The organism is Synechocystis salina LEGE 00031, from assembly GCF_015207985.1.
GTDB classification, from domain to species: Bacteria; Cyanobacteriota; Cyanobacteriia; order Cyanobacteriales; family Microcystaceae; genus Synechocystis; species Synechocystis salina.
The window spans coordinates 55,282-76,219 of the sequence record NZ_JADEVV010000014.1 but is presented as its reverse complement, the minus strand read 5'-3'; the positions used below and the strand labels follow the sequence as shown (position 1 = coordinate 76,219).

At 50.5% G+C, this 20,938-nt stretch carries 23 protein-coding genes and 1 tRNA gene; 13 read left to right on the top strand and 11 right to left on the bottom strand.

Annotated features, from left to right (window positions below; genetic code table 11):
* Positions 1–630, bottom strand: a 630-nt coding sequence (locus IQ217_RS06885; RefSeq protein WP_194019377.1) for a hypothetical protein, incomplete at its 3' end; no start/stop codon positions are given.
* Positions 631–718: 88 nt separating this feature from the next.
* Positions 719–1,237: an acetolactate synthase small subunit gene (gene ilvN, locus IQ217_RS06880; protein ID WP_014407139.1), complete on the bottom strand. Its 519-nt coding sequence runs from the start codon at positions 1,235–1,237 to the stop codon at positions 719–721.
* Positions 1,238–1,631: 394 nt separating this feature from the next.
* On the opposite strand from ilvN, the gene IQ217_RS06875 reads away from it, so the two are divergent.
* From IQ217_RS06875 to chlG, 5 genes are all read left to right on the top strand, one after another.
* Positions 1,632–1,820 (top strand): DUF3285 domain-containing protein, encoded by a 189-nt coding sequence (locus IQ217_RS06875; RefSeq protein ID WP_190598000.1) that lies wholly within the window; start codon positions 1,632–1,634, stop codon positions 1,818–1,820.
* A 4-nt stretch (positions 1,821–1,824) separates the two neighbouring features.
* Positions 1,825–2,364, top strand: a complete 540-nt coding sequence (gene ybeY, locus IQ217_RS06870; RefSeq protein WP_194019376.1) for an rRNA maturation RNase YbeY — start codon at positions 1,825–1,827, stop codon at positions 2,362–2,364.
* 65 nt (positions 2,365–2,429) lie between these two features.
* The gene (locus tag IQ217_RS06865; protein ID WP_190597998.1) at positions 2,430–2,957 is read left to right on the top strand and encodes a diacylglycerol kinase; all 528 of its coding nucleotides are present in this window, start codon (positions 2,430–2,432) and stop codon (positions 2,955–2,957) included.
* A 36-nt stretch (positions 2,958–2,993) separates the two neighbouring features.
* Complete coding sequence (locus IQ217_RS06860; protein WP_194019375.1) at positions 2,994–3,584, top strand: anthranilate synthase component II; 591 nt, start codon at positions 2,994–2,996, stop codon at positions 3,582–3,584.
* A gap of 109 nt (positions 3,585–3,693) precedes the next feature.
* A complete protein-coding gene (chlG, locus tag IQ217_RS06855) occupies positions 3,694–4,668 on the top strand; it encodes a chlorophyll synthase ChlG (RefSeq protein ID WP_194019374.1) in 975 nt (324 codons plus the stop codon).
* Between the two features lie 232 nt (positions 4,669–4,900).
* Here the strand turns inward: chlG and IQ217_RS06850 are convergent, their stop codons facing one another.
* The 4 genes from IQ217_RS06850 to IQ217_RS06835 form a co-directional block, all read right to left on the bottom strand.
* Positions 4,901–5,728, bottom strand: a complete 828-nt coding sequence (locus IQ217_RS06850) for an amino acid ABC transporter substrate-binding protein (RefSeq protein WP_194019373.1) — start codon at positions 5,726–5,728, stop codon at positions 4,901–4,903.
* Positions 5,729–5,885: 157 nt separating this feature from the next.
* Positions 5,886–6,152, bottom strand: coding sequence for a transcriptional coactivator PipX (gene pipX, locus IQ217_RS06845; RefSeq protein ID WP_010873509.1), 267 nt, complete (start codon positions 6,150–6,152; stop codon positions 5,886–5,888).
* Positions 6,153–6,306: 154 nt separating this feature from the next.
* Positions 6,307–7,494, bottom strand: a complete 1,188-nt coding sequence (locus IQ217_RS06840; RefSeq protein ID WP_194019372.1) for an AI-2E family transporter — start codon at positions 7,492–7,494, stop codon at positions 6,307–6,309.
* 47 nt (positions 7,495–7,541) lie between these two features.
* The gene (locus IQ217_RS06835) at positions 7,542–7,967 is read right to left on the bottom strand and encodes a hypothetical protein (RefSeq protein ID WP_194019371.1); all 426 of its coding nucleotides are present in this window, start codon (positions 7,965–7,967) and stop codon (positions 7,542–7,544) included.
* Positions 7,968–8,147: 180 nt separating this feature from the next.
* Between IQ217_RS06835 and IQ217_RS06830 the strand changes: the two genes are divergently transcribed.
* Positions 8,148–8,471 (top strand): phasin family protein, encoded by a 324-nt coding sequence (locus IQ217_RS06830; protein WP_190597993.1) that lies wholly within the window; start codon positions 8,148–8,150, stop codon positions 8,469–8,471.
* Positions 8,472–8,532: 61 nt separating this feature from the next.
* Here the strand turns inward: IQ217_RS06830 and IQ217_RS06825 are convergent.
* A tRNA-Ala gene (locus IQ217_RS06825) sits at positions 8,533–8,605 on the bottom strand.
* Positions 8,606–8,631: 26 nt separating this feature from the next.
* Here IQ217_RS06825 and IQ217_RS06820 point away from each other — a divergent pair.
* Both IQ217_RS06820 and IQ217_RS06815 read left to right on the top strand, forming a co-directional pair.
* Positions 8,632–8,934: a hypothetical protein gene (locus IQ217_RS06820; RefSeq protein WP_190597992.1), complete on the top strand. Its 303-nt coding sequence runs from the start codon at positions 8,632–8,634 to the stop codon at positions 8,932–8,934.
* A 124-nt stretch (positions 8,935–9,058) separates the two neighbouring features.
* Positions 9,059–9,730 (top strand): hypothetical protein, encoded by a 672-nt coding sequence (locus tag IQ217_RS06815; protein WP_194019370.1) that lies wholly within the window; start codon positions 9,059–9,061, stop codon positions 9,728–9,730.
* A 35-nt stretch (positions 9,731–9,765) separates the two neighbouring features.
* Here the strand turns inward: IQ217_RS06815 and IQ217_RS06810 are convergent, their stop codons facing one another.
* From IQ217_RS06810 to grpE, 4 genes are read right to left on the bottom strand one after another with little or no spacing between them, the layout of a single operon-like run.
* Positions 9,766–10,800, bottom strand: coding sequence for an AI-2E family transporter (locus tag IQ217_RS06810; RefSeq protein WP_194019369.1), 1,035 nt, complete (start codon positions 10,798–10,800; stop codon positions 9,766–9,768).
* Positions 10,801–10,837: 37 nt separating this feature from the next.
* Entirely contained in the window at positions 10,838–12,916 is a 2,079-nt protein-coding gene (dnaK, locus tag IQ217_RS06805) for a molecular chaperone DnaK (RefSeq protein ID WP_194019368.1), read from the bottom strand.
* Between the two features lie 53 nt (positions 12,917–12,969).
* Positions 12,970–13,137: a hypothetical protein gene (locus IQ217_RS06800; RefSeq protein WP_194019367.1), complete on the bottom strand. Its 168-nt coding sequence runs from the start codon at positions 13,135–13,137 to the stop codon at positions 12,970–12,972.
* A 30-nt stretch (positions 13,138–13,167) separates the two neighbouring features.
* Positions 13,168–13,908, bottom strand: coding sequence for a nucleotide exchange factor GrpE (gene grpE, locus IQ217_RS06795; RefSeq protein ID WP_190597988.1), 741 nt, complete (start codon positions 13,906–13,908; stop codon positions 13,168–13,170).
* Positions 13,909–14,128: 220 nt separating this feature from the next.
* On the opposite strand from grpE, the gene IQ217_RS06790 reads away from it, so the two are divergent.
* The 5 genes from IQ217_RS06790 (at position 14,129) to IQ217_RS06770 (ending at position 20,891) form a co-directional block, all read left to right on the top strand.
* A complete protein-coding gene (locus IQ217_RS06790; protein WP_190597987.1) occupies positions 14,129–16,147 on the top strand; it encodes a GspE/PulE family protein in 2,019 nt (672 codons plus the stop codon).
* An 82-nt stretch (positions 16,148–16,229) separates the two neighbouring features.
* The gene (locus IQ217_RS06785; RefSeq protein WP_194019366.1) at positions 16,230–17,384 is read left to right on the top strand and encodes a THUMP domain-containing class I SAM-dependent RNA methyltransferase; all 1,155 of its coding nucleotides are present in this window, start codon (positions 16,230–16,232) and stop codon (positions 17,382–17,384) included.
* A gap of 125 nt (positions 17,385–17,509) precedes the next feature.
* Positions 17,510–17,941 carry a cupin domain-containing protein gene (locus IQ217_RS06780; protein ID WP_194019365.1) on the top strand — a complete coding sequence of 144 codons (432 nt, stop codon included), beginning with the start codon at positions 17,510–17,512 and terminating at the stop codon, positions 17,939–17,941.
* 546 nt (positions 17,942–18,487) lie between these two features.
* Entirely contained in the window at positions 18,488–20,011 is a 1,524-nt protein-coding gene (gene ftsY, locus IQ217_RS06775; protein ID WP_194019364.1) for a signal recognition particle-docking protein FtsY, read from the top strand.
* 7 nt (positions 20,012–20,018) lie between these two features.
* Positions 20,019–20,891: a 1-acyl-sn-glycerol-3-phosphate acyltransferase gene (locus IQ217_RS06770; protein ID WP_190597984.1), complete on the top strand. Its 873-nt coding sequence runs from the start codon at positions 20,019–20,021 to the stop codon at positions 20,889–20,891.
* Positions 20,892–20,938: the final 47 nt, after the last annotated feature.

Genomic DNA, 20,938 nt, shown 5'->3' with positions numbered 1-20,938 from the left:
GGCCACGGGCGCCGGGGGAGAGGGGGCTTCCAACACAGAAGGCAAACCAGTTTCCTTAGCTGAATCCGTTGCTTCTCCGGGCGTTACCCCAGGGCTTGCCGGTGCCGAATCGGCGATCGGGGCCGTCACTGGAGGTTGCTCTGACTCCGGTAGTAGGGCAGTTACCTTGGCCCATTGGGCCACCAACTGGTCCCAAAGGGGGGGCACATTAATGGAGGGAACCCCAATCCAGAGCACAACCCCCACCAAAATTCCTAACAACGCAGTGGCCAGGGTGGCTAGAATACCAAATTTTGCTTTCTTGGCTGGTTTAACAGAGGGGGTCGGGGCGGGAGATGTCGTGGTCTGGTCGGCGATGGCATCGGCAAAAAAGTCATCCCACTGCTCAGTTTGGCGATCGCCAGGGAGGGGCCCTGATTGCAGAGGAGGGGGGGCAGAATTAGGAGCGTTACTGACCAACACTGCTAATCGACTGGCCGTAGCCTGGAGGCGGTCAACGGCGGCCCGGGGAAGCTGGACGCTCTGTTGGGGATTGGCCTGTAACTTTTGGATTACCTGTTCAAGTTGCCCCAGGGTAGCTTCCAGTTGGGATGCGAGGGAGGGATCTGATGGGGAAAATCGATCAGCCATGGAGATGTTTGCAAATACTGGGCAAAGAGCTCAGGACAACCCTGGGGAAAAAGTGATTGATGAACGGTCAACCAATGAGGGATAGGCCCTAAAACTTGGACTCCAGGGATTTCAGATATTCCGTGTTGACGCCGGACTCCCGCACTAATGCAATTTTGCCCGTTCGAGCCACCTCTTTAATGCCGAACTTGGCCAACATCTGGAGGATTGCCACCATTTTACCTGGGTCTCCCACCACTTCGATGGTGACGGTGTCTTCAGAAATATCCACAATGCGGGCCCGGAATACCTGGGCCAGTTCAATTACCTCCGCCCGGTTGGGGGCGTTGGCACTCACCTTGACCAACATCAATTCCCTTTCCACACAGGGGGTTTCGGTGATGTCCTGCACTTTGATTACATTAACCAACTTGTAAAGTTGCTTGGTTAGTTGTTCGATGGTGTTCTCATCCCCTGGCACCACCATGGTGATGCGGGAAACGTCCCCCTGTTCCGCCGATCCCACCGCCAAGCTCTCAATGTTAAAACCACGGCGGGCAAATAGTCCGGCAATGCGGGTTAGAACTCCGGCTTCATCTTCAACTAAAACAGAGAGGGTGTGTTTCATGGGGGGCAAAGAAGGCGATCGCCGGGGGGTATTGGGGTAAAATTCCGCCGGCCTGGGTTAAATTAAAGCCCAGTCGTGCAAAGTTAATGAAATCTTTGGATAAATCCAGCCTTCTATCCTACCATGGCTACCGGGCAAGCTTGCATTTTGCAAAATTCCTCACTAGAGTTAGGGTGGCTGAGCATCTAGTCCGTTGGACCTTAGCTTTAAATTTCTCTGCCTCCGGGACTAACTTCCGGCCCAATTATGGTCACCAAAGCTATGTGGCTGGGGTTTGGTTTTTAAGTTCTACCACCATAAAAGCCCTTGAGTTGACCAATAACTCCAACAAATAGGTTTATTTCAAACTACTCACCTCACCTAATTTGGCCTAGCCAATCCCCATCTATCCACCATGAGTGATTTACCCACCCCAGAAGCACCAGAAGTTACTAATCCGTCCCCGGCGGAACCACCACCAACCTATGTCAAGTTGGCCATGCGTAACATGGTGCGGAAAAAGGGCAAATCCCTGACCCATTTCTTTCTGTCCGCCAGTGCCCTCCTCGGAGTGCTGGTGGGGATTTCCTACCTAACCCGCTAAGGCCATGGCCCCTACCTCCATTCACCAAATTGCAGTGGAACTAAGCCTACAAACTGACTTAACTGGTTCTGCCGTGGCTGGCCCGTGGGTGGAAGAGTTGTTGGCCAATCCCTGGCAAGGGTGGTGTCAAAGCTGGCTAAATTGTCTGGCCGAGAATTTGCCCCCCGCCCCCAGCTACGAACTGACTCTACTATTTACCGGCGATCGCCGTATCCAAGAGTTAAATCAGCAATTTCGTCACCAGGATAAGCCCACCGACGTGTTGGCTTTTGCGGCCCTGGAAGTGGATTTCCCCTTAACAGAATCTGAAGAAATGGGGGAACCTCTTTATTTGGGTGATATAGTAATTTCCCTAGAACGGGCTGACCAGCAAGCCAAGGAACGGGGTCATAGTACAAAATTAGAAGTCGTGTGGTTAACGGCCCACGGCCTACTCCATCTCCTCGGTTGGGACCATCCTGACGAAGCCTCCCTCACCACCATGTTGTCCCAGCAATCCTATTTGTTAACCTTAATCGGCCAGCATCCTCCCCTATTCGTCTAGAAACTTGTAACCCAGGTTACATAGGAGAATTGTTCTGTCGACTACACTGCTCGGAGTCGTAGCTCATGAAATCGGTATATCCCATGTCTTCCCCATCCTCGGCGGTTTTTGCTGATCAGGGTTTATCCGGCAAGGCTAAGCAGACCCAGTCCCCTCCTCCCTTGGCTCTGGTGGTGCCTGCCCCCAAGCCCGGCGCTAAAAAGCCGTTGAGAAAAAATGCCTGGCAGGTGGCCCCCAATCTGTTGGTAAGTTTTCGTTACGCCTGGGCCGGCGTTAGCTATGCTTTTGTCACCCAACGGAATTTTCGTATTCATACTTTTATGGGTACAGTGGTGGTCACAGCGGGTTTTCTGTTGCAGTTAGCTCCGATCGCCGTGGCGGTGTTGGCCCTGACTTCCTCCCTGGTAATGATTTTGGAGTTGTTAAATACAGCCTTGGAATCAGTGGTGGATTTAACGGTAGGGCAGTCCTACCATGAGCTAGCCAAAATTGCCAAGGACTGTGCGGCCGGGGCAGTATTGTTAGCGGCGATCGCCGCAGTGATAGTGGGGGGCTGTTTATTATTACCACCACTGCTATCCTTGATGGTCTAATCCCCGTCCACATTTGACCGCAAAGGAGCATTCCAGTTGATTCTGGTTATAGATAACTACGACAGTTTTACCTACAACCTCGTTCAGTATTTAGGCGAATTGGGGCAGAAGTATGCCGTGGCCGAAGATCTACGGGTGTATCGCAACGATCAAATTAGCCTCGAAGAAGTTAAATCCCTCCAGCCCGATGCCATTGTCATTTCCCCCGGCCCTGGCCGTCCTGACGATGCAGGCATTTCCCTCCAGTTAATTGAAAAGCTGAGCGCCTCCACACCAATCTTAGGGGTTTGCCTGGGGCACCAGAGCATTGGGCAGGTATTTGGGGGCAAGGTGGTGGCCGCCCCGGAATTAATGCACGGCAAAACTTCCCAGATTTATCATCAACAACAGGGCATTTTTGCTGGCCTGGCCAGTCCCGTGCAAGCAACCCGTTACCATAGTTTGATTGTGGAGCGGGAGAGTTTACCGGAGTGCCTGGAGGTGACGGCGTGGTTAGCTGATGGTATGGTGATGGCTTTTCGACACCGGGACTATCCCCATGTGCAGAGCGTGCAATTCCACCCGGAAAGTATTCTGACCAAGGAAGGTAAACAAATGTTGGAAAACTTTCTCCAGAGCCTGGGTTAAAAAAATCTCCACCTTGGACAAACCCCCGCTGTTTCATGGCATTCCTAGCCCCAAGGGTGATAGGCTGGGTCAGTGTTTTTGGGTACGCTAGTCAACCTTTGAATCATTTATGTCTGACACACAAAATACCGGCCAAAACCAAGCCAAGGCTCGGCAGTTACTGGGCATGAAAGGGGCCGCCCCGGGGGAAAGTTCAATTTGGAAAATTCGGCTCCAGTTGATGAAGCCCATCACTTGGATTCCCCTGATCTGGGGGGTGGTCTGTGGGGCCGCTTCGTCGGGGGGCTACATCTGGTCAGTGGAGGATTTTCTCAAAGCCCTTACCTGTATGTTGTTATCCGGCCCGTTAATGACCGGCTATACCCAAACCCTCAATGATTTTTACGACCGGGAAATCGACGCTATCAATGAACCCTACCGACCCATTCCTTCCGGGGCCATTTCTGTGCCCCAGGTGGTGGCGCAAATTTTGATCCTGTTGGTGGCGGGTATTGGTGTTGCCTATGGTCTGGATGTGTGGGCTCACCATGATTTTCCCATTATGACCGTGCTGACCCTGGGGGGAGCATTTATTGCCTATATTTACTCCGCACCGCCGTTGAAGCTTAAACAAAACGGTTGGTTGGGAAACTATGCCTTGGGGGCTAGCTACATTGCCCTACCGTGGTGGGCAGGCCATGCTCTATTTGGCACCCTCAACCCCACCATTATGGTCTTGACCCTGATTTATAGTTTGGCTGGTTTGGGCATTGCGGTGGTTAACGATTTCAAAAGTGTGGAAGGCGATCGCCAATTAGGGTTAAAGTCGTTGCCGGTGATGTTTGGCATCGGGACAGCAGCCTGGATCTGTGTGATCATGATCGACGTTTTCCAAGCGGGTATTGCGGGATACCTGATTTATGTGCACCAACAGCTTTACGCCACCATTGTGTTGCTACTGCTCATTCCCCAGATAACTTTTCAGGATATGTATTTTCTCCGTAATCCCCTGGAAAATGATGTCAAATATCAAGCCAGTGCCCAGCCATTCCTGGTGTTTGGTATGTTAGCCACTGGTCTAGCCCTCGGCCATGCGGGCATATAGATAAATAGGCACTAACAAGGGGTTTTAAGAGCCCCCTGCTTGCCAAATTGGGGGAGGAGAGTGAGATTCGGTTTCCCATCATTGCCGGAGCCTTAGTAGGCCGGTTTAGGGAGCCAACCAGAATTTTGCTAACAGGTCCCTAACTCCTAAGGAAAAAGGTTTAGTTTATTGCCGCAATGGGGGAACTCCGGCCCTGTCCCCCGGCGATCGCCCATGCAAAATTTATGAAAATCTAGAGAGGATCAACCCGCACCACATTGCTCTGGTCAAGGTTGAACCATTCTTGCAACAGGTCATGGTTTTCCGTGCTGGAAATGACCTCGTCCACAAACCTTTTCCAGTCCCGGTCCCCCTGGGGAAGAATACAGGCGTAGAGTTCCGTGGTAATGGGTTGATAGGGCCCCAAAGCATAATCAGCGGGATCTTTACCCTGCTTCAGCAGTTCCCCCACCAACAAAATGCCGTCACTGACAACGGCGGTTACCTGCCCCTTATCCAATTGAGCAATGCCTTCCTCACGATCCTGAACGGCAACCCATTGGGCGAGGGGATAAATCTGGGGAATAATGTCGAAGGTGGTGGTGTTTTCAATGTAGGCAATGGGAATCCCCTCCAGGGTGCCATTAATGTGAAAACCATCCACACTGGCTTGTTTCATTAAAAACTTGGCCCCAGAAATGAAAAATGGCGCTGAAAAATCTACCAATTCCAAGCGGTCTTGGGTAATGGTCGTGGCTTCACAAACTATATCTAATTCCCCACTGGCGATCGCCTGAAAACGATTCTGGAGGGTAACTGTATCTAAATCAACGGTAATGGTCTTGCCCGTCTCTGCCGCTAACTTCAGACCAATTAAGGCCATTAAATCAACTCCATAACCCTCTATGTCCCCATTGGCCAGTTGAAAACCAAACGGCACCGCATCGATGCGGGTTCCAGCCCGTAATTCCCCTGTGCGGGCCACCCGCTCCAACACCGTTTCCGCCTGCACCGGGGCGATCATCGCTAGGCCAGTGGTAAAGGTCAAAGCCAACCAAGCAACAGCACTTTTGAGCAACATAAATTTCAATCCTTAAATTCGTTTCAATTTACCAAGGGTTTATCCAGGCTCAGGGTAGCGCAATTAGTTTGCTTGGGCCCAGACAAAATACCCTAGGGGAATGAAAAAATGTTTTATCACAGCGTAATCTCCGACAATGTTGGCTAAGAAATCAATCTCAAAAAGTGTTTTTATGCAACTTTGCCAACACGTCATAGGCTTTAAAATCCCCCGCCCGGCGTAAAAATCTCAGGCGATTTTCAATTAGCAGTTTGGCGTCCGCCCTGGTAATTGGTTCGAACTGCGTATTATTTGGCGTAGTTTTTACCAAAAAAAATAACCTTTGGGCATAAAGGGTAGTAAAAATTTCCTGATTGTCATCCAAAAAACAGATCTGATACAAAAGCCCGAAGGTCGGATGGTTAAGGTAAATTTCGTTACTCATTGAGATCGGGGAGTTAGGGCAAGGACAAATTGCCAACCGAGATGGCTGTCACTGGCTAGAGAGTAATCTTACCCCGTCCTGTCTCTCCTTAAGCCCTTAGGGTCAATCAATTTCAAATTTGCTGTAGTTTTTGATACGAAGCAAACCCTAACATTCAGGGGCGGGGCGGTAAGGGACGCACCTCTTCCTGTCCCTTAAAATACAAAGGATCTTGATTAGGGTCTGGGGCTGGCACCAAGGGCTTCATACTGCGGATTGCCCCCAGGGCCTCTTTAATCATCACCGCCGAAGGCACAGCCACTATCACCCCCAGTAGGCCACCGATTCTGGCTCCGGTTAAGAGGGAAATCAAAACCCAAAAGGGATTTAACCCCGTCACACTCCCCAGCACCCTGGGGGCAATGCCATTTTCAACAATTTGCTGGATCACTAAGGCCACCGCCAGTAGTTGCAAAGCCATGCCAATGTCCCGCAGGGCCACCAAAAAAGTGACTAGCACAATGCCCACAGAGCCACCAAAGGGAATCAGGGCCATCACCCCCACCGTGAGGCCAAAAAGTAAGCCAAAGGGAACCTTGAGTAGTAAAAAGCCAGAAATCAGTCCCAGGGCCATGCAAGTGGCGGAGACCAATTGACCGAGGAAATAGTTTTGGAAACTGCGGCGTAGGGTATCGGAAAAAGGTTTTTGGAAGCGCTCTGGCAACCAACCAATGATGCTTTGCCAAACGTCGTCAGTATGGAGGAGTAGATAAAAGGTCAAAATTATCGTTAATAGCACGTCCAGCAAACGCACCACGGTGAACACGGTTAGGCTCAGGGCTAAGTTGAGAGTGCTACCGGCCAGGTTTTGTAGCTCAGCGGCTAGGCGGCTATTAATTTGGGGAATGAGACCGTCAAAGTTAACCGGCCAACCAAGAATTTCTGCTTTTTGATCCAACAATACCAATTGCTTCTGACCCGAATCGAGCCAATCCGGTAGGCGGGCCACTAGTTGTTGGGCCTGGGATAGGGCGAGGGGAATGAGGGTTACCCCCAAGGCGGTGAAAATGATTAGGGCGGTGAGGAAGACAAAACTGGCTGCAACAAAACGTTTTGCCCCCTGTTTTTCTAGCCACGCCACTGGGTAATTGAGTAAAAAGGCGATGACGGAGGCAATTAGGCTGATGACAAAAAGGGACTCAAAATAGCCAAAAATGGAGGATAGGGCCCTGGCATTGAGCACCATCAGAGGAGCCCCCAGCACCAACACCAAGAGACGAGTGATGGCGTTGAGGGAATTCCACCATTTGAACAACCAATTTTGCGGCGGGGGACTGGGATGATTTTTGGCTGGTTCTGTCATAGTTGGCGATCTCGCAGAGAGCCTCGACCACGGGGGTCGTGGGAATGTCAAATCTTTAAGGTCTGGGGCCATTTAGCTTTGATTACTTCCCTCAATCCAGAGTGATAAAATTCTTGCCATTGGGGAGAGCATCGCCAGAACAGGGTAGCTAAGCCCCCACAGGACAGGGAAAGCCCCAACAAAATAAAGGTGACCGGGGTAATGACCCCAATACTGAACCAAGAAGCAACGTGGAGCACCATTACGCCACAGGCGGCCAGGGTGGCAACGTAGGCAGTGTTAACTGACCAGCGGGGTCGGTCTAGGGCAATTAAACCGGCGCAAATAGTGGTGCAGAGTAAAATTGACGGTACCAGGGCGGCGCAAATGCCAACGCAGTGGCCCCGGGAAAAATCAGCTAACCAAGTAATCAAATTCATACTCTCAAAAATAAATATTTCAGCGGCGATCGCCCATAAGACCGTGCCGCCCATTATATAGCAACAGCCCAGGGAGGGTGTGGCCGTGGACCACTGGCAACCCAGAACTGGAAAGTTAAAACGTTTAAGGTGGTTTTTGCTATGGTTGACGAGAAGGGCAAGGAGGAATTGGGTCGCCATTCTTCAGCTCAACTTTCGGCAAATTATCAACTTTGTTCAATCCCGTAACCCTCCATGGATACAAACGACTGGCTAAAACAACTCTTGATGATTGGTGTGGGCACCACCACCCTAGTGGCGGAAAAACTCAGCGATGTGAGTGACCAATGGGTGAAGGAAGGCAAAATTAACGCCGACCAAGCCACCGCTTTTGTGGACGATTTAATGAGCCAAATCAAAAGTGAGCAGGGACAAATTGAAGCAAATTTAGAAAGACAACTGCGCAATATGCTCCAGGATTTGGGCTTACCCCGTCAGTCGGAAATGGACGAGTTGCGGGGGCGCATCGATCGCCTGGAACGACAAATTCGTGACCTGGAAAATCAACGTTGGCGTTAACGCTAGGCGGGAATTACCTGCCCGGCTGGACCGTGGTAAAACCATGGCACGGTAAAGTTTATGGAGAATAGGGAACTCGAATCCCTGACCTCTGCGGTGCGATCGCAGCGCTCTACCAACTGAGCTAATTCCCCGAACTGACCCCCCATTTTAACATTCGATGTTGCTGTTCGTTATCTGTTTTAACTTTGGTCTGGCCCTGGGCAATATCTTCCTCGCAATTAGGCTTTATTTCATCTATCGACAGTTACAACGACTCACCAAGCGTCTCGATCATTGGGAAAGCTGTTGTCATAATCTTTTTGCTCCGGCCCCTGCTTTGTTGACTAATCTGGCCCAAAAAAACCGACAGCTACGGCAGCAGTACAATCTTTTGCTAAAACGTTGGTCTCTAATCAAAGGGGTGTTACAAATTTGGCAGTTGGCCGGTCAGCGGCGCTGGTGGTCTAGCTTGGTCAATTAATATTGGGCGAGGAACGTTGGGTTCAAGTATTCTTTGTGAACTGATGGCAGAGAGAATGCAAAGACTCCATATCAACATTGTTATGATTATGGGCCCAGGGCAAACTAACTGCTAACCGTTGACAATGCTGAAAAAGATTTTTACTCTCCTCGTGCTATTGGCGATCGCCGGAGCGGGGTTAGGCTACTATTTTTGGCGCAGGGCAACCCAAATCCCGGCTTGGTTTGAGGCGGAAACATCTACGCCGGCCATTGCTCCTCCGGCAGATTTTCTCCAAGAGAAGATTCGTCGGGAAGTGGTCCAAGGAAATGATGGCGATCGCCTGGAACCAGTTAGGGTCACCTTGACGGCAAAAGAATTGGGACAGGTATTGCAAGGGGAAGTGGGTCGTCAACTGAAGATGGAATCTGTACCCCGGATCCAAACCCAAATTAGGGAGGAATCCTTAGAAGTAGGCACGGTGTTAGACCCCAACATGTTAAACAATGCCCGACTGACCCCGGGGCAACAACGCATTGTGGAGCGGGTTTTACCACTGCTACCCAGTCAAAATCAGCCTTTTTATGTCGGCATAGAAGGGGCGCCCCAACTGGAAGCAGGGCAACTGATCATGACCGAAAATTCCCGCATTAAAATTGGTGAATTGAGCTTTAGTGTCGCGGATGTGGCCCAACGGTTGAATGTGCCACCGGAGAAGTTAAAGCAGATACTACAGGTAAATCTGGATGAATTAAATTTACAGGGCTTACAGATAGAAGATGGCACTGTGAAGTTAGAAGTTAGTCCTCAACGTTAATTCAATTGCCCCATTGTGATCCATGGCACTAGATACTAGATAAAATCACTGAGCATATCCCGTACAAAACTAGCAATGGGGATCGCCACTAAAATGCCCAATAATCCAGCCACCTTGGCTCCAATCATCAAAGAAAGTAAAATCCAGACGGGATGCACCCCAGTGACACGACCCAGTAATTTCGGGGCTAGGCCATTTTCCACCACCTGGTCCACCACAGTGGCGATCGCCAGGACTTTAATGCCCAACCAAATACTTTGAAAACTGGCAATGATACTGATTAAAACAATACTAGTGCCGCCGCCAAAAGGGAAAAAGGCCATAAAGCCCACAAACATACCAAATAGCAGGGCCAGGGGCACTTGAAAAATGCTCAAAGCGATGATTAAACTGACCCCCAGTAGGGCCGCTACGGTGGCTTGGCCAATGTAATAATTTTGAAAACTGTGGCGTAATCTTTGCCTTACCTTATGACGCCAATCAATGGGTAGCCAACGGAACAGACCGTCCCAAAATGTCTGCCCCCGCAGTAACAAATAGACGGTCATAATAAAAATAAAGCCCGCTTCCACTAAGCTACCCGCAGTCCAAATTAATAAATTTACTAGTTGATTAGTAATGGAGCGGATTTGGTTAGGAAACTCGCTGGATAACTCTCGACCCCAAGCGCGGAAATTGGTAGGAATTTCCCATTGACTACTTAAATTATCGAGGCTTTCTAAGTGGCGATCTCCTAGGGTATTGAGATGGGGTAAAAGCTGTAAAACAGTACGAATTTGATCCACTAATTTGGGAATTATCAACAGGCCAATCGCCGCTAGAATAATCGCCGTGGTGAGCAATACCAATATCACTGCGTAGGGCAATTTCAGACGGGGATATCGCTGGAGCCAACGCACCGGATAGCCAAGAATAAAAGCGATCAGGTTGGCAATAATAAAAATTCTCAGGGGGGACTGAAAATAATCCAATAGCTGCAGTAGCACCCAACCGTTGAGCAGGCACAGGGGCAACGTTAGACCAATCCACAACCAACGGCGATCGCCAGGGGGCATATTGGGCCAATTCATCAAAAAACAAGATAGTTAAACAGGCAATTAACCTAGACTAATCGATCGCTTCATAATCACTGTAAACAGTTTCGTCAGAGTCAAAATCAAACTCCTCTCCATCATCTAAACCGTACACCGGAGCAGTTTCCACATAATCCATACCACCGGGATTGATGGTGCCATTGATCATGGTGCCGGGAGTCATGGTGATGGCAGGAGAGGTCTGGGGTGTATTCAAATTGGTTTCCAGCGGTTCAATCATTTGGCTCGCGCCACTGCTGGTGCCCTGAACAAAATTAGCAAATTCATTACTACCAACCCCCTTGCCCTGTTGATAGACTTCCGTACCAATCAGCAAGATAATCTGCCGGAATTCCTCCACCAAGGTCTGCAATTTCTCCACTGGCGTATTGGGAGTCCGTAAGGCGATCGCCAATTGATCCTTCTTCTGCTTACTGGAAGATTTGAGTTCCTCCCGCACCAGTTCGCCGTTTTCCTGGAGCGTAGTCTCGTAGGTGTGGAAAAGGCTCTCCGCTTGATTCTGTAGCTCCATCATCCGCAGACGGAGTTGATCCTGGGCAGCATACTGTTCAGCATCCTGGCGCATCTTTTCAATTTCCCCACCGCTCAAGCCACCGGTATGGCTAATGACAATGCTCTGTTCCTTGCCTGTGCCCTGGTCCTGGGCGGAAACCTTGAGAATACCATTAACATCAATTTCAAAACTGACCTCAATTTGGGGCATCCCCCGGGGAGCGGGAGGAATCCCTGCCAGCAAAAACTTACCTAGGCTTTTGTTGTCCCTGGCCATGGCCCTTTCCCCTTGGAGCACATGGATTTCCACCGACGTTTGCCCGTCGATCGCCGTGGAAAAAACCTCTGAGCGACTAGTGGGGATGGTGGTATTGCGTTCAATGATTTTCGTTGTCACCTCCCCTAAAGTCTCCAAACCCAGGGATAAAGGCGTTACATCCAACAGCAACACATCCTCCACCTCGCCCCCAATGACCCCGGCTTGAATGGCGGCCCCCAAAGCCACCGCCTCATCGGGGTTAACGGAACGCTCCAACTGACTATCGGGGAAAAACTCTTGAATAACCCGTTGGATGGCCGGAATACGGGTAGAACCTCCCACCAGAATGACCCGGTGGACATCACTAGCCTTGATCTCACCGTCGTCCAACGCCCGGGTGAGGGGAACCCTTGTGTCCTCCAGCAACTGCTTAGTCAGTTCCTCAAACTGACTCCGGGCAAGTTCCATTTCCAAATGTTTGGGCCCCGTCTCATCCGCCGTGATAAAAGGCAAGTTAATGGTCGTGTTCAGCATGCTAGAGAGCTCAATTTTGGCCTTCTCTGCTGCCTCCCGCAGTCGTTGAATTGCCATTTTATCCGTGCTCAGGTCAATATTTTCCTTTTGCCTAAAGGATTCTGCCATCCACTGGACAACACAATTATCAAAATCGTCCCCCCCCAAATGATTATTACCGGAGGTGGATAGCACTTCAAATACCCCATTGCCCAACTGCAGTAGGGAAACATCAAATGTTCCCCCTCCCAAGTCAAACACCAAAATTAACTCTTCCGTTTCCTGTTTATCCAGTCCATAGGCCAAAGCCGCCGCCGTGGGCTCATTGATAATCCGCATTACCTCCAAGCCGGCGATCGTCCCCGCATCCTTGGTCGCTTGGCGCTGGGCATCGGTGAAATAGGCCGGCACCGTAATGACTGCTTGGGTAACCGGCTCCCCCAAAAAAGCTTCGGAGTCCGCCTTCAGTTTTTGCAAAATCATGGCGGAAATTTCCTGGGGAGTATAGGTCTGACCCCGGATGGACACACTGACAGTATCATCCCGCCCCTTGACGCAGTTATAGGGCACCCGGGAACGTTCCTCTACTGTGTCATCCCAACGGCGCCCAATGAATCGCTTAATGCTATACACCGTATTTTCCGCATTGGTCACCGATTGACGCTTAGCCAATTGCCCCACCAATCTTTGGGAACCCTTGCTAAAACCAACAATGCTCGGCGTGGTACGGCCCCCTTCCGTATTGGTAATCACAATGGGTTTACCCCCTTCCAACACAGAAGCACAACTGTTGGTGGTTCCCAAATCAATGCCAATGACTTTGCCCATAACTGCTGACCCCGAAAAACAATTGTTGACTTCTAAGTATTTTCTAGGAAAATTTAAGCCTTTTGATGCAAATTTAGACCATTACGCCCCACTTGGTCATCCTTAGAACCAATTTTATGTTCCCATTCCGTTCTGCCAATTCTTTGATACTGGGGCGATCGGGGGGAAGAGACCGGCTCCCAGACCTTTCCCAAAGACCAAAATCCCTGAAAAATGACCATGGGAAACCACTGCCCCCAGACCAATAAGCCCTAGGGGTTAGTGTCTTCTTCCCCGGACTCTACTCCCTCTTCCGGAGCCACTGCCACCTTAACCATGGAGTGACGCAGTACGATGTCGTCTAAAAGATAACCCCGTACCAACTCTTCAATCACCGTATCCTCAGGATATTCAGCGGTGGGTTCCCGGAGCATCGCCTCATGGTATTTGGGATCAAAGGGTTTTCCCTCAGGACGCATGGGAGCTACTCCTAGACTTTTAAGGCTGTCCACCAGATTTTTGTAGACCCCTTGATAACTTTTGTGGATCAGATTTTCTCCGTCGGAGTTCGGCTTAATCTGGGTGCGAGCCCGCTCAAAATTGTCCACCACTGGCAAAAGTTCTGTGATTGTTCTTCCCTTGATAACTTTTGCCTGCTCCTCTTTTTCCCTTTGGGTACGCTTGCGAAAATTATCAAACTCAGCAGCCAGGGCCACATAGCGTTTTTTGACGGAGTCTAGTTGCTCCGACTGCTCAGCCAATTCCTGACGATGGCTAGCCAAATCCTTTTGCAGGATGGCGATTATTTCTTCACTACTTTTTTCCTCGACATCATCCCCTGCTGGCCCAGCTTCCACATCGATTTCTGGGCCCTCCGACTGCTCTCCGGACTGTCCCTCTAACACGGCATCAGTAGGTTGGGGACTTTCCTCCGGAGTGGCGGTGGGAATATTACCAGCCTCTGGGGGAACTGGGTTGGTTTGATTTTCGAGGGAAACTTGATCTTCGTTCATCGTATAAGGCGAAACCTAGTTGTACACTTTATCTAAGCGTAACTCGACCTGAAAAAAACTCCGAATTATGAATTGGTGGAGTTGTGAAGATGTTATTTCAATTCAGGTGAGTTAGTGCAGCCATTTGACTAGACCAGGGGATTATGATTGGTAATAATCACCGATGGTCACCATTGGCTAGGGAATAGTTTACATTATACGAATCTGGGTAGGTCTTGCTATGACATCTTCCTCCTCTTCCAAGAAAAGCCGTGCCGTTGCCCTACGGAATTATTTTTCCCCCTTCGGTAATAAATTGGTGGCGGGGGGCCATGTGGATGCCGAACAATTGCGACAGGCCCTGGTTCAGGTTAAAAAAACCGGACGGTCTTTGCCCGAGGAGCTTAAGGCGCTCACCGGTCGGGAATTGTCTCCAGAACTACTGCGACAGTACAAAAAAAATCAATTATTTGAGCTCAAAGTACTCTACGGGGTGGACAGTGTCGATCCGGAGGTTGCTCCAGTTGCCACCCAGCAGATGGCGGAACTGATCGGCCGATTTTTCCCTTTGGATACCTGTCGGCGCTTCAAGTTTCTTCCCCTAGCCCAACAGGATGGAGATCCTCCCAGTGTGTTGGTGGCCATGGTAGACCCCGATAACTTAGCCGCCCAGGATGAACTGAACCGAATTTTGCGGGTCAAAGGTTTTGAATTACGCCGTTTGGTGGTTACCCAGGATGATTTTAACCAACTCCTAGACCAGTATTATTCCATCCGGGAGGAGTGGGAGGCGGCCCAGGATAAAAAAGATCAGGAAAGGGCCCTTGATAAACTTAATGATTTGACGGATATTGTCGGCTCCATCGACATGAATTTGTCCGAGGATAAGGATGACGTTGATAATGCGCTGGATTCTAACGACGCCAACCAAGCTCCGGTCATTAACCTAGTTAATAAAATTTTGGCTAAGGCTTTACAGGAGGGTACTTCTGATATTCACGTTGAGCCGCAGGAGGAAACCCTGAGAATTCGTTTCCGTAAGGATGGGGTTTTAAATCAGGCTTTTGATCCTCTGCCCCGGAAGATTACCCCCGCAGTGGTGGCCCGTTTCAAAATTATGGCGGATATGGACATTGCTGAAAGGAGGTCGCCCCAGGATGGCAAAATTCGCCGTATTTACCAGGGTAGGAAAGTGGATTTTCGGGTTAACACCCTACCAAGCCGCTATGGGGAAAAGGTGTGTTTACGGATTTTGGACAACTCCGCCACCCAACTGGGTTTGGATTTCTTGATTACTAACCCTGAAACCCTACAAACGGTGCGGGAACTGGCCGCCCGGCCCTATGGCTTGATGTTGGTGACGGGACCCACCGGATCGGGGAAATCCACCACCCTGTACTCGGTACTGGCGGAACGCAATAGTCATGAGGTGAATATCAACACGGCGGAAGATCCGATTGAGTATGCTTTACCGGGCATCACCCAGGTACAGGTGATTCGGGAAAAGGGCATGGATTTTTCTAATATTCTGCGGGCATTTATGCGCCAAGACCCCGATGTGATTCTGGTGGGGGAAACCAGAGATAAGGAGACGGCCAAAACGGCCATTGAGGCGGCTCTGACTGGACACTTGGTTCTAACTACTCTCCACACCAATGATGCGGCGGGGGCGATCGCCAGGTTGGATGAAATGGGGGTAGAACCGTTTATGGTTTCTGGGTCATTGCTGGGGGTGTTGGCCCAACGGCTAATGCGGAAGGTTTGTACGGAATGTCGGATTGCTTACCATCCCACCAAGGAGGAATTATCCCGCTTTGGGCTGTCCGCCTCCGGGGATGAAGTGGTCACTTTTTATAAAGCCAATACCCTTAGTCCTGATGAGATTCATTTGGCACGGCAACAGGGCAGTTTATGTCAAAAATGTAGTGGCAGTGGTTATAAGGGCCGGGTGGGGGTCTATGAGGTGATGCGTAATTCTGAGCGTATTGCTGAGTTGATTAACCAAGGAGCCACCACTGACCGCATTAAGGACTGTGCCGTGGAAGAGGGCATGATTACCCTATTGGCCTATAGTCTTAATTTGGTGCAGGAAGGCTACACCACCTTGGAAGAAGTGGAACGGGTCACCTTTACCGATACGGGACTGGAGTCGGAAATGCGGGCTAAGCGCAAGAGTGCCTTAACCTGTCGTGTTTGTGCAGCGGAACTGCAACAGGAATGGCTTGATTGTCCCTATTGCACGACTCCCCGTTTTAGCTAAATGGCAGTGCGGGGAAGCGGGGACTTAGTTTAGTTCGTTGACCATGGAGATGAGCAGTCCCTCCCATCCTTTACCATTTGCTATGCCAGATCCCAGTGCCCTTTTTGCAACAACTCGGCCCTATTTTGCCACCGTGGCCCGGGGACTAGAGGCGATCGCCGCCCAGGAATTGAGTCAATTGGGGGCAGAACAGGTAAAGCCGGAATTTGCTGGGGTTGCCTTCATAGGCGATCGGGCCTTGCTGTATCGCATTAACCTCTGGTCTCGGTTAATCTACCGGGTGCTGATGCCCATGGCCACGGTCAAAGCCTTTAACGCCCAGGACCTATACCGCAGTATTAAAAAAATGGACTGGGATGAATTTCTCAGCCCCGACCAGACCATACAAATTAACTGCACTGGCAAAAATCCCCAGCTTAACCATAGCCACTTCACCGCCCTCCAGGTGAAAAATGCCATTGTCGATCAACAGCGCGATCGCCATCAACGCCGCTCTAGTGTTGACCTTGAGCAGCCAGATATTGTTATCAATGCCCACATTCACCAAAACCATTGCCAACTTAGCCTCGACAGCACCGGCTTCAGTTTGCACCGTCGGGGTTATCGTCCAGCCATGGGCCAAGCTCCCCTGAAGGAAACCCTGGCTTCTGCTTTGCTAACCATAGCGGCATGGACCCCGGAACAACCCCTCTATGATCCCCTCTGTGGCTCTGGCACATTTCTGTTGGAAGCAGGGCTGCAAAGTTTAAACATTGCTCCTGGCAAATTCCAGCCTGGTTTTTGTTTCCAGCAATGGCCCGATTTTGACCAAGACCTCTGGCAATCCCTCCTTGAGGAAGCTAAGGCCGGGGAAAAGGATACACTCCAGGCTCCCCTGTGGGGCAGTGACGGCGATCGGGGGGTAATTCAGGAGGCTAAAAGCAATGCCCAGCAATGTCAGTTGGCAGGAAAGATCAATTGGCAACAACTCGATTTTGCCGACATTGAACCACCAGCAGCCCAGGGTATGCTAATTTGCAATCCTCCCTACGGTAAGCGCATTGGCCAAGCAGAAGCTTTGGGAGATTTTTATCAACAAATAGGGGATGTGCTCAAGCAAAGATTTAAGGGCTGGACGGCCTTCATTTTGAGTGGTAACAAGGCTTTGACAAAACGCATTGGCTTGAGAACCTCCGCCCGTTTCCCCATTAACAATGGCGGTTTGCCCTGTACCCTGCTGAAATATGAACTTTATTAATTTTCCTAGCAAGGCGATCGCCAAAACTTTCTGGCAGAAAACCTAGCCAATGGAGAATTTTGGTCTTGAATTGTGGTCCATAGCGCAAAATTGGTTAAGACCAGTAGAATCGGACCTTTCTCGCCATGAAGTTTATCCCTAGCTTACTTGCCCTAGCCACAGTCATTGTTTGTCAGCCCCGGGTTTTTGCCTTTGAGCCTGCGGAAACGATCAAAGTTAACACCATTCTCAAAACCGAAACTAGTTGGGATGGTCAACCCCTGACCTATCCGGAAGGGCAGGCGGAAATCACCGGCATGATCATCGAACTTGCCCCTGGTGCTGAAACGGGTTGGCATTCCCATCCAGTACCCTCCTTTGGTGTGCTTATGGAAGGGGAATTGGAAGTTACCCTCCTGGATGGTCAAAAAAAGTTAATTAAAGCGGGGGAAGCCATCGCTGAGGTGGTAAATACAGTACACAATGGCCGCAACGTCGGGGATAGCCCCGTCAAGATTCTCGTGTTCTATGCGGGAGCAACGGATTTACCGATCACTGTGAGGGAACAGAACAATTAAACTGTCCAGGAAAACTGAAGCGCTCATTCCCAAGGGGCCGGTGGAAAAATTACCCGGGTTTTTGGCCTCCGCCTCCCCAGGGCAAGAAAAACCGTTGACACCTCCCACGCCTTTAGGTGAGGGATTCCTGCTTCACTGGGTTTGTCTAGTCTTGTGCCATCTCTGTTCCAAGACCCCGCAAGACCCCGTCCAGATTCCCCTCCACAGGCATTTGTTTCTACGTCCACGATGTGCCCCACCGCAGACAAAACAAACTTTTAATTTATAGTTTCGATTTTCTCATTCCTAGACTATGACGCCCCTGTGTTCAGGTATTTCCTTTTGGTCATGCATTCTAGTCGGCGAGAACCACCAATCTTGCCTCTCGTGGCACACTTGGGTGCGCGGGCATCCACAGGTTAACACAAAGACGTCCTAAGCTAAGGGACGGGGTTTTAAACCCATTTTTTCGATAGACTAGGCACAGTGGTCATCTAGCATGCATGGGGTTTCCGTCCCAGGGCGATCGCCTAGAATTTTGGCCGGCTTCGTATTTTTCGCAAATGTATGTTTAATTGGTTCCGTCGTCAGTTTGGTAAAGATAACACCGCCCCCGAGTCTGCTCCCCCAGAAGGGGCGGAGGTTACTCCTGAATTGGCACCGGAGGTAATGCAGGCAGAAACTGAATCCCCCAGCGAGGAAGATTCTCCAAAGGTGGAATTAGCTACTCCCGCCCCGGAGGAACCAAGCCCCACCACTGCCAACCCAGAGGATTATCTCCAATGGGCTAAAACGGCATACCAAAATATTCAGGCCCGTAAAGCGGAAACTGTTACCCCGCCGGACTCCCCTACAGAGACAACGGTGGAGGAGAAAACAGAAACGGATGAAGCGGAAGCTGATCTTATGCCCTTGGCATCCGACCAACCATCGGCAACGGTGACGGTAGAAGATAGCCCCACTGCTCCGGTGGAAGAAGCAACGGGCCCTGCTTGGTTGCAAAAGTCCGATCGCCTGGAAGCCCTAAAAGAAACGGCGGTGGAAGAGGCCACAGTGGCAGGTACCCTTACCGCTGAATCCATGGCCATGGATGATGATTTCATCTGGTCAGCTAAGGTATTAGCGGCCCAGGGGCGATCGGCGGCCGATGTGTCAGCAGAAGAAATTGATTGGCTGAGAAAACTGCGCCAGGGGCTGAGCAAAACCAGGGTTAACTTGGTCAACCAGCTTAAATCCATTGTTGGCCAGGGACCCCTCAACGAAGCGGCGGTGGAAGAAATTGAAGCCATTCTGCTCCAGGCCGATGTGGGCATTGAAGCCACCGACTACATCATCACCACCCTCCAGGACAAATTGCGGGAGGAAGCGTTGCCGCCGGAACAGGCCATTGAATTCCTCAAGGAAATTTTGCGTTCCATCCTCGATCGCCCTCTGCTATCCCTGCCCAGTCCCGAATTTGCCCCGGAAGCGGAAGGGTTGAATGTTTGGTTATTAACGGGGGTCAATGGGGCCGGCAAAACCACCACCATTGGTAAGTTAGCTTTTATGGCTAAACAATCGGGCTATGAATGCGTGATTGCTGCGGCTGACACTTTTCGCGCAGCGGCGGTGGAACAGGTAAAAGTGTGGGGGGAAAGGAGTGGCGTGCCGGTCATTGCTAACCCCGGACAAAACACTGACCCGGCAGCAGTGGTCTATGACGGCATTAGTGCGGCCCAGTCCCGTAACGTTAATCTGCTGTTGGTAGATACGGCAGGGAGGTTGCAAAATAAGAAAAATTTGATGGACGAGCTGGCCAAAATTCGTCGCATTATCGACAAAAAAGCCCCCAATGCCACCGTGGAATCCCTATTGGTGCTGGATGCTACCCTGGGGCAAAACGGTTTACGTCAGGCGGAAGTATTTGCCGAGGCCGCTAAATTGAGCGGTGTGGTGCTGACTAAGTTAGATGGCAGTGCTAAGGGAGGGGTAGCCCTGGCGGTGGCCCAGCAATTGAATCTGCCCATTCGTTTTATTGGAGCAGGGGAAGGCATTGAGGATTTGCGCCCCTTTTCCAGCTATGAATTTGTTGAAGCCCTACTAAACGGTTAATACTTTTGTGCTAAGAGCGACCAATGATCGATCGCCGTTTTTTGAATCCAATCCTGCCCTGGATGGTTGGTCTTTGGGGGGACGGGATCCGGAAACTATCAAACAATTAATGCCTTTTTGGGAATGGTTTTACAAATACTATTTCCGGGTGCAGACCAGTGGCTGGGAAAATTTGCCGCCGGAACAGGTATTGCTGGTGGGGTCCCATAATGGCGGCCTTTCTTCGCCAGACATGGTAATGATGATCTATGACTGGTTTCGTCATCAGGGTTTACACCGTCCCGTGTACGGTTTGATGCATCCCACCGTTTGGAAAATGAGCCGTCCGATGGCGGAGTTAGCGGTTAAAGTAGGGGCTGTCCAAGCCCACCCCAAAATGGCGATCGCCGCTCTGCAGTCCGGTGCCAGCGTGTTAGTTTATCCCGGTGGAGCCCAGGATGTGTTTCGTCCCTTTAACCAACGCCACCAAATTTATTTTGCCGGTCGTAAAGGTTTTATCAAATTGGCGCTGAGACAGCAGGTGCCCATTGTGCCGGCGATCGCCGTTGGTTCCCACGAAACTCTGTTAGTTATGGGGGACTGCTACGACCAGGTTAAATATCTCCATGACCTTGGTATGCCTTGGCTATTGGACGTTGATCCGGTGGTTTTTCCCATCTATTTGGGTTTACCCTGGGGTCTAGCATTGGGGCCCCTTCCCCATGTGCCCTTCCCGTTAACCATGCACACCCGCATCTGTCCACCAATCTACTTTGAGCGTTACGGCAACGACGCTGCCAAAGATAAGGATTATGTGGATCAGTGTTATCAACTGGTAAAAACTCAGATGCAACGGGAGTTGGATAGCCTGGCTGAAACCGCCAACATTTTTCCCTGGTGAATTAAAGTAATCTGACTTCTTCGCCAAGCGGGAGAATCTAACTATGG

What these genes read in the sequence shown, in the direction of transcription:
- ilvN (WP_014407139.1), bottom strand. Translation starts at nt 1,237, where the DNA reads ATGAAACACACCCTCTCTGTTTTAGTTGAAGATGAAGCCGGAGTTCTA.
- IQ217_RS06875 (WP_190598000.1), top strand. Translation starts at nt 1,632, where the DNA reads ATGAGTGATTTACCCACCCCAGAAGCACCAGAAGTTACTAATCCGTCC.
- ybeY (WP_194019376.1), top strand. Translation starts at nt 1,825, where the DNA reads ATGGCCCCTACCTCCATTCACCAAATTGCAGTGGAACTAAGCCTACAA.
- IQ217_RS06865 (WP_190597998.1), top strand. Translation starts at nt 2,430, where the DNA reads ATGAAATCGGTATATCCCATGTCTTCCCCATCCTCGGCGGTTTTTGCT.
- chlG (WP_194019374.1), top strand. Translation starts at nt 3,694, where the DNA reads ATGTCTGACACACAAAATACCGGCCAAAACCAAGCCAAGGCTCGGCAG.
- IQ217_RS06850 (WP_194019373.1), bottom strand. Translation starts at nt 5,728, where the DNA reads ATGTTGCTCAAAAGTGCTGTTGCTTGGTTGGCTTTGACCTTTACCACT.
- pipX (WP_010873509.1), bottom strand. Translation starts at nt 6,152, where the DNA reads ATGAGTAACGAAATTTACCTTAACCATCCGACCTTCGGGCTTTTGTAT.
- IQ217_RS06840 (WP_194019372.1), bottom strand. Translation starts at nt 7,494, where the DNA reads ATGACAGAACCAGCCAAAAATCATCCCAGTCCCCCGCCGCAAAATTGG.
- IQ217_RS06835 (WP_194019371.1), bottom strand. Translation starts at nt 7,967, where the DNA reads ATGGGCGGCACGGTCTTATGGGCGATCGCCGCTGAAATATTTATTTTT.
- IQ217_RS06830 (WP_190597993.1), top strand. Translation starts at nt 8,148, where the DNA reads ATGGATACAAACGACTGGCTAAAACAACTCTTGATGATTGGTGTGGGC.
- IQ217_RS06820 (WP_190597992.1), top strand. Translation starts at nt 8,632, where the DNA reads ATGTTGCTGTTCGTTATCTGTTTTAACTTTGGTCTGGCCCTGGGCAAT.
- IQ217_RS06815 (WP_194019370.1), top strand. Translation starts at nt 9,059, where the DNA reads ATGCTGAAAAAGATTTTTACTCTCCTCGTGCTATTGGCGATCGCCGGA.
- IQ217_RS06810 (WP_194019369.1), bottom strand. Translation starts at nt 10,800, where the DNA reads ATGAATTGGCCCAATATGCCCCCTGGCGATCGCCGTTGGTTGTGGATT.
- dnaK (WP_194019368.1), bottom strand. Translation starts at nt 12,916, where the DNA reads ATGGGCAAAGTCATTGGCATTGATTTGGGAACCACCAACAGTTGTGCT.
- IQ217_RS06800 (WP_194019367.1), bottom strand. Translation starts at nt 13,137, where the DNA reads ATGGTCATTTTTCAGGGATTTTGGTCTTTGGGAAAGGTCTGGGAGCCG.
- grpE (WP_190597988.1), bottom strand. Translation starts at nt 13,908, where the DNA reads ATGAACGAAGATCAAGTTTCCCTCGAAAATCAAACCAACCCAGTTCCC.
- IQ217_RS06790 (WP_190597987.1), top strand. Translation starts at nt 14,129, where the DNA reads ATGACATCTTCCTCCTCTTCCAAGAAAAGCCGTGCCGTTGCCCTACGG.
- IQ217_RS06785 (WP_194019366.1), top strand. Translation starts at nt 16,230, where the DNA reads ATGCCAGATCCCAGTGCCCTTTTTGCAACAACTCGGCCCTATTTTGCC.
- IQ217_RS06780 (WP_194019365.1), top strand. Translation starts at nt 17,510, where the DNA reads ATGAAGTTTATCCCTAGCTTACTTGCCCTAGCCACAGTCATTGTTTGT.
- ftsY (WP_194019364.1), top strand. Translation starts at nt 18,488, where the DNA reads ATGTTTAATTGGTTCCGTCGTCAGTTTGGTAAAGATAACACCGCCCCC.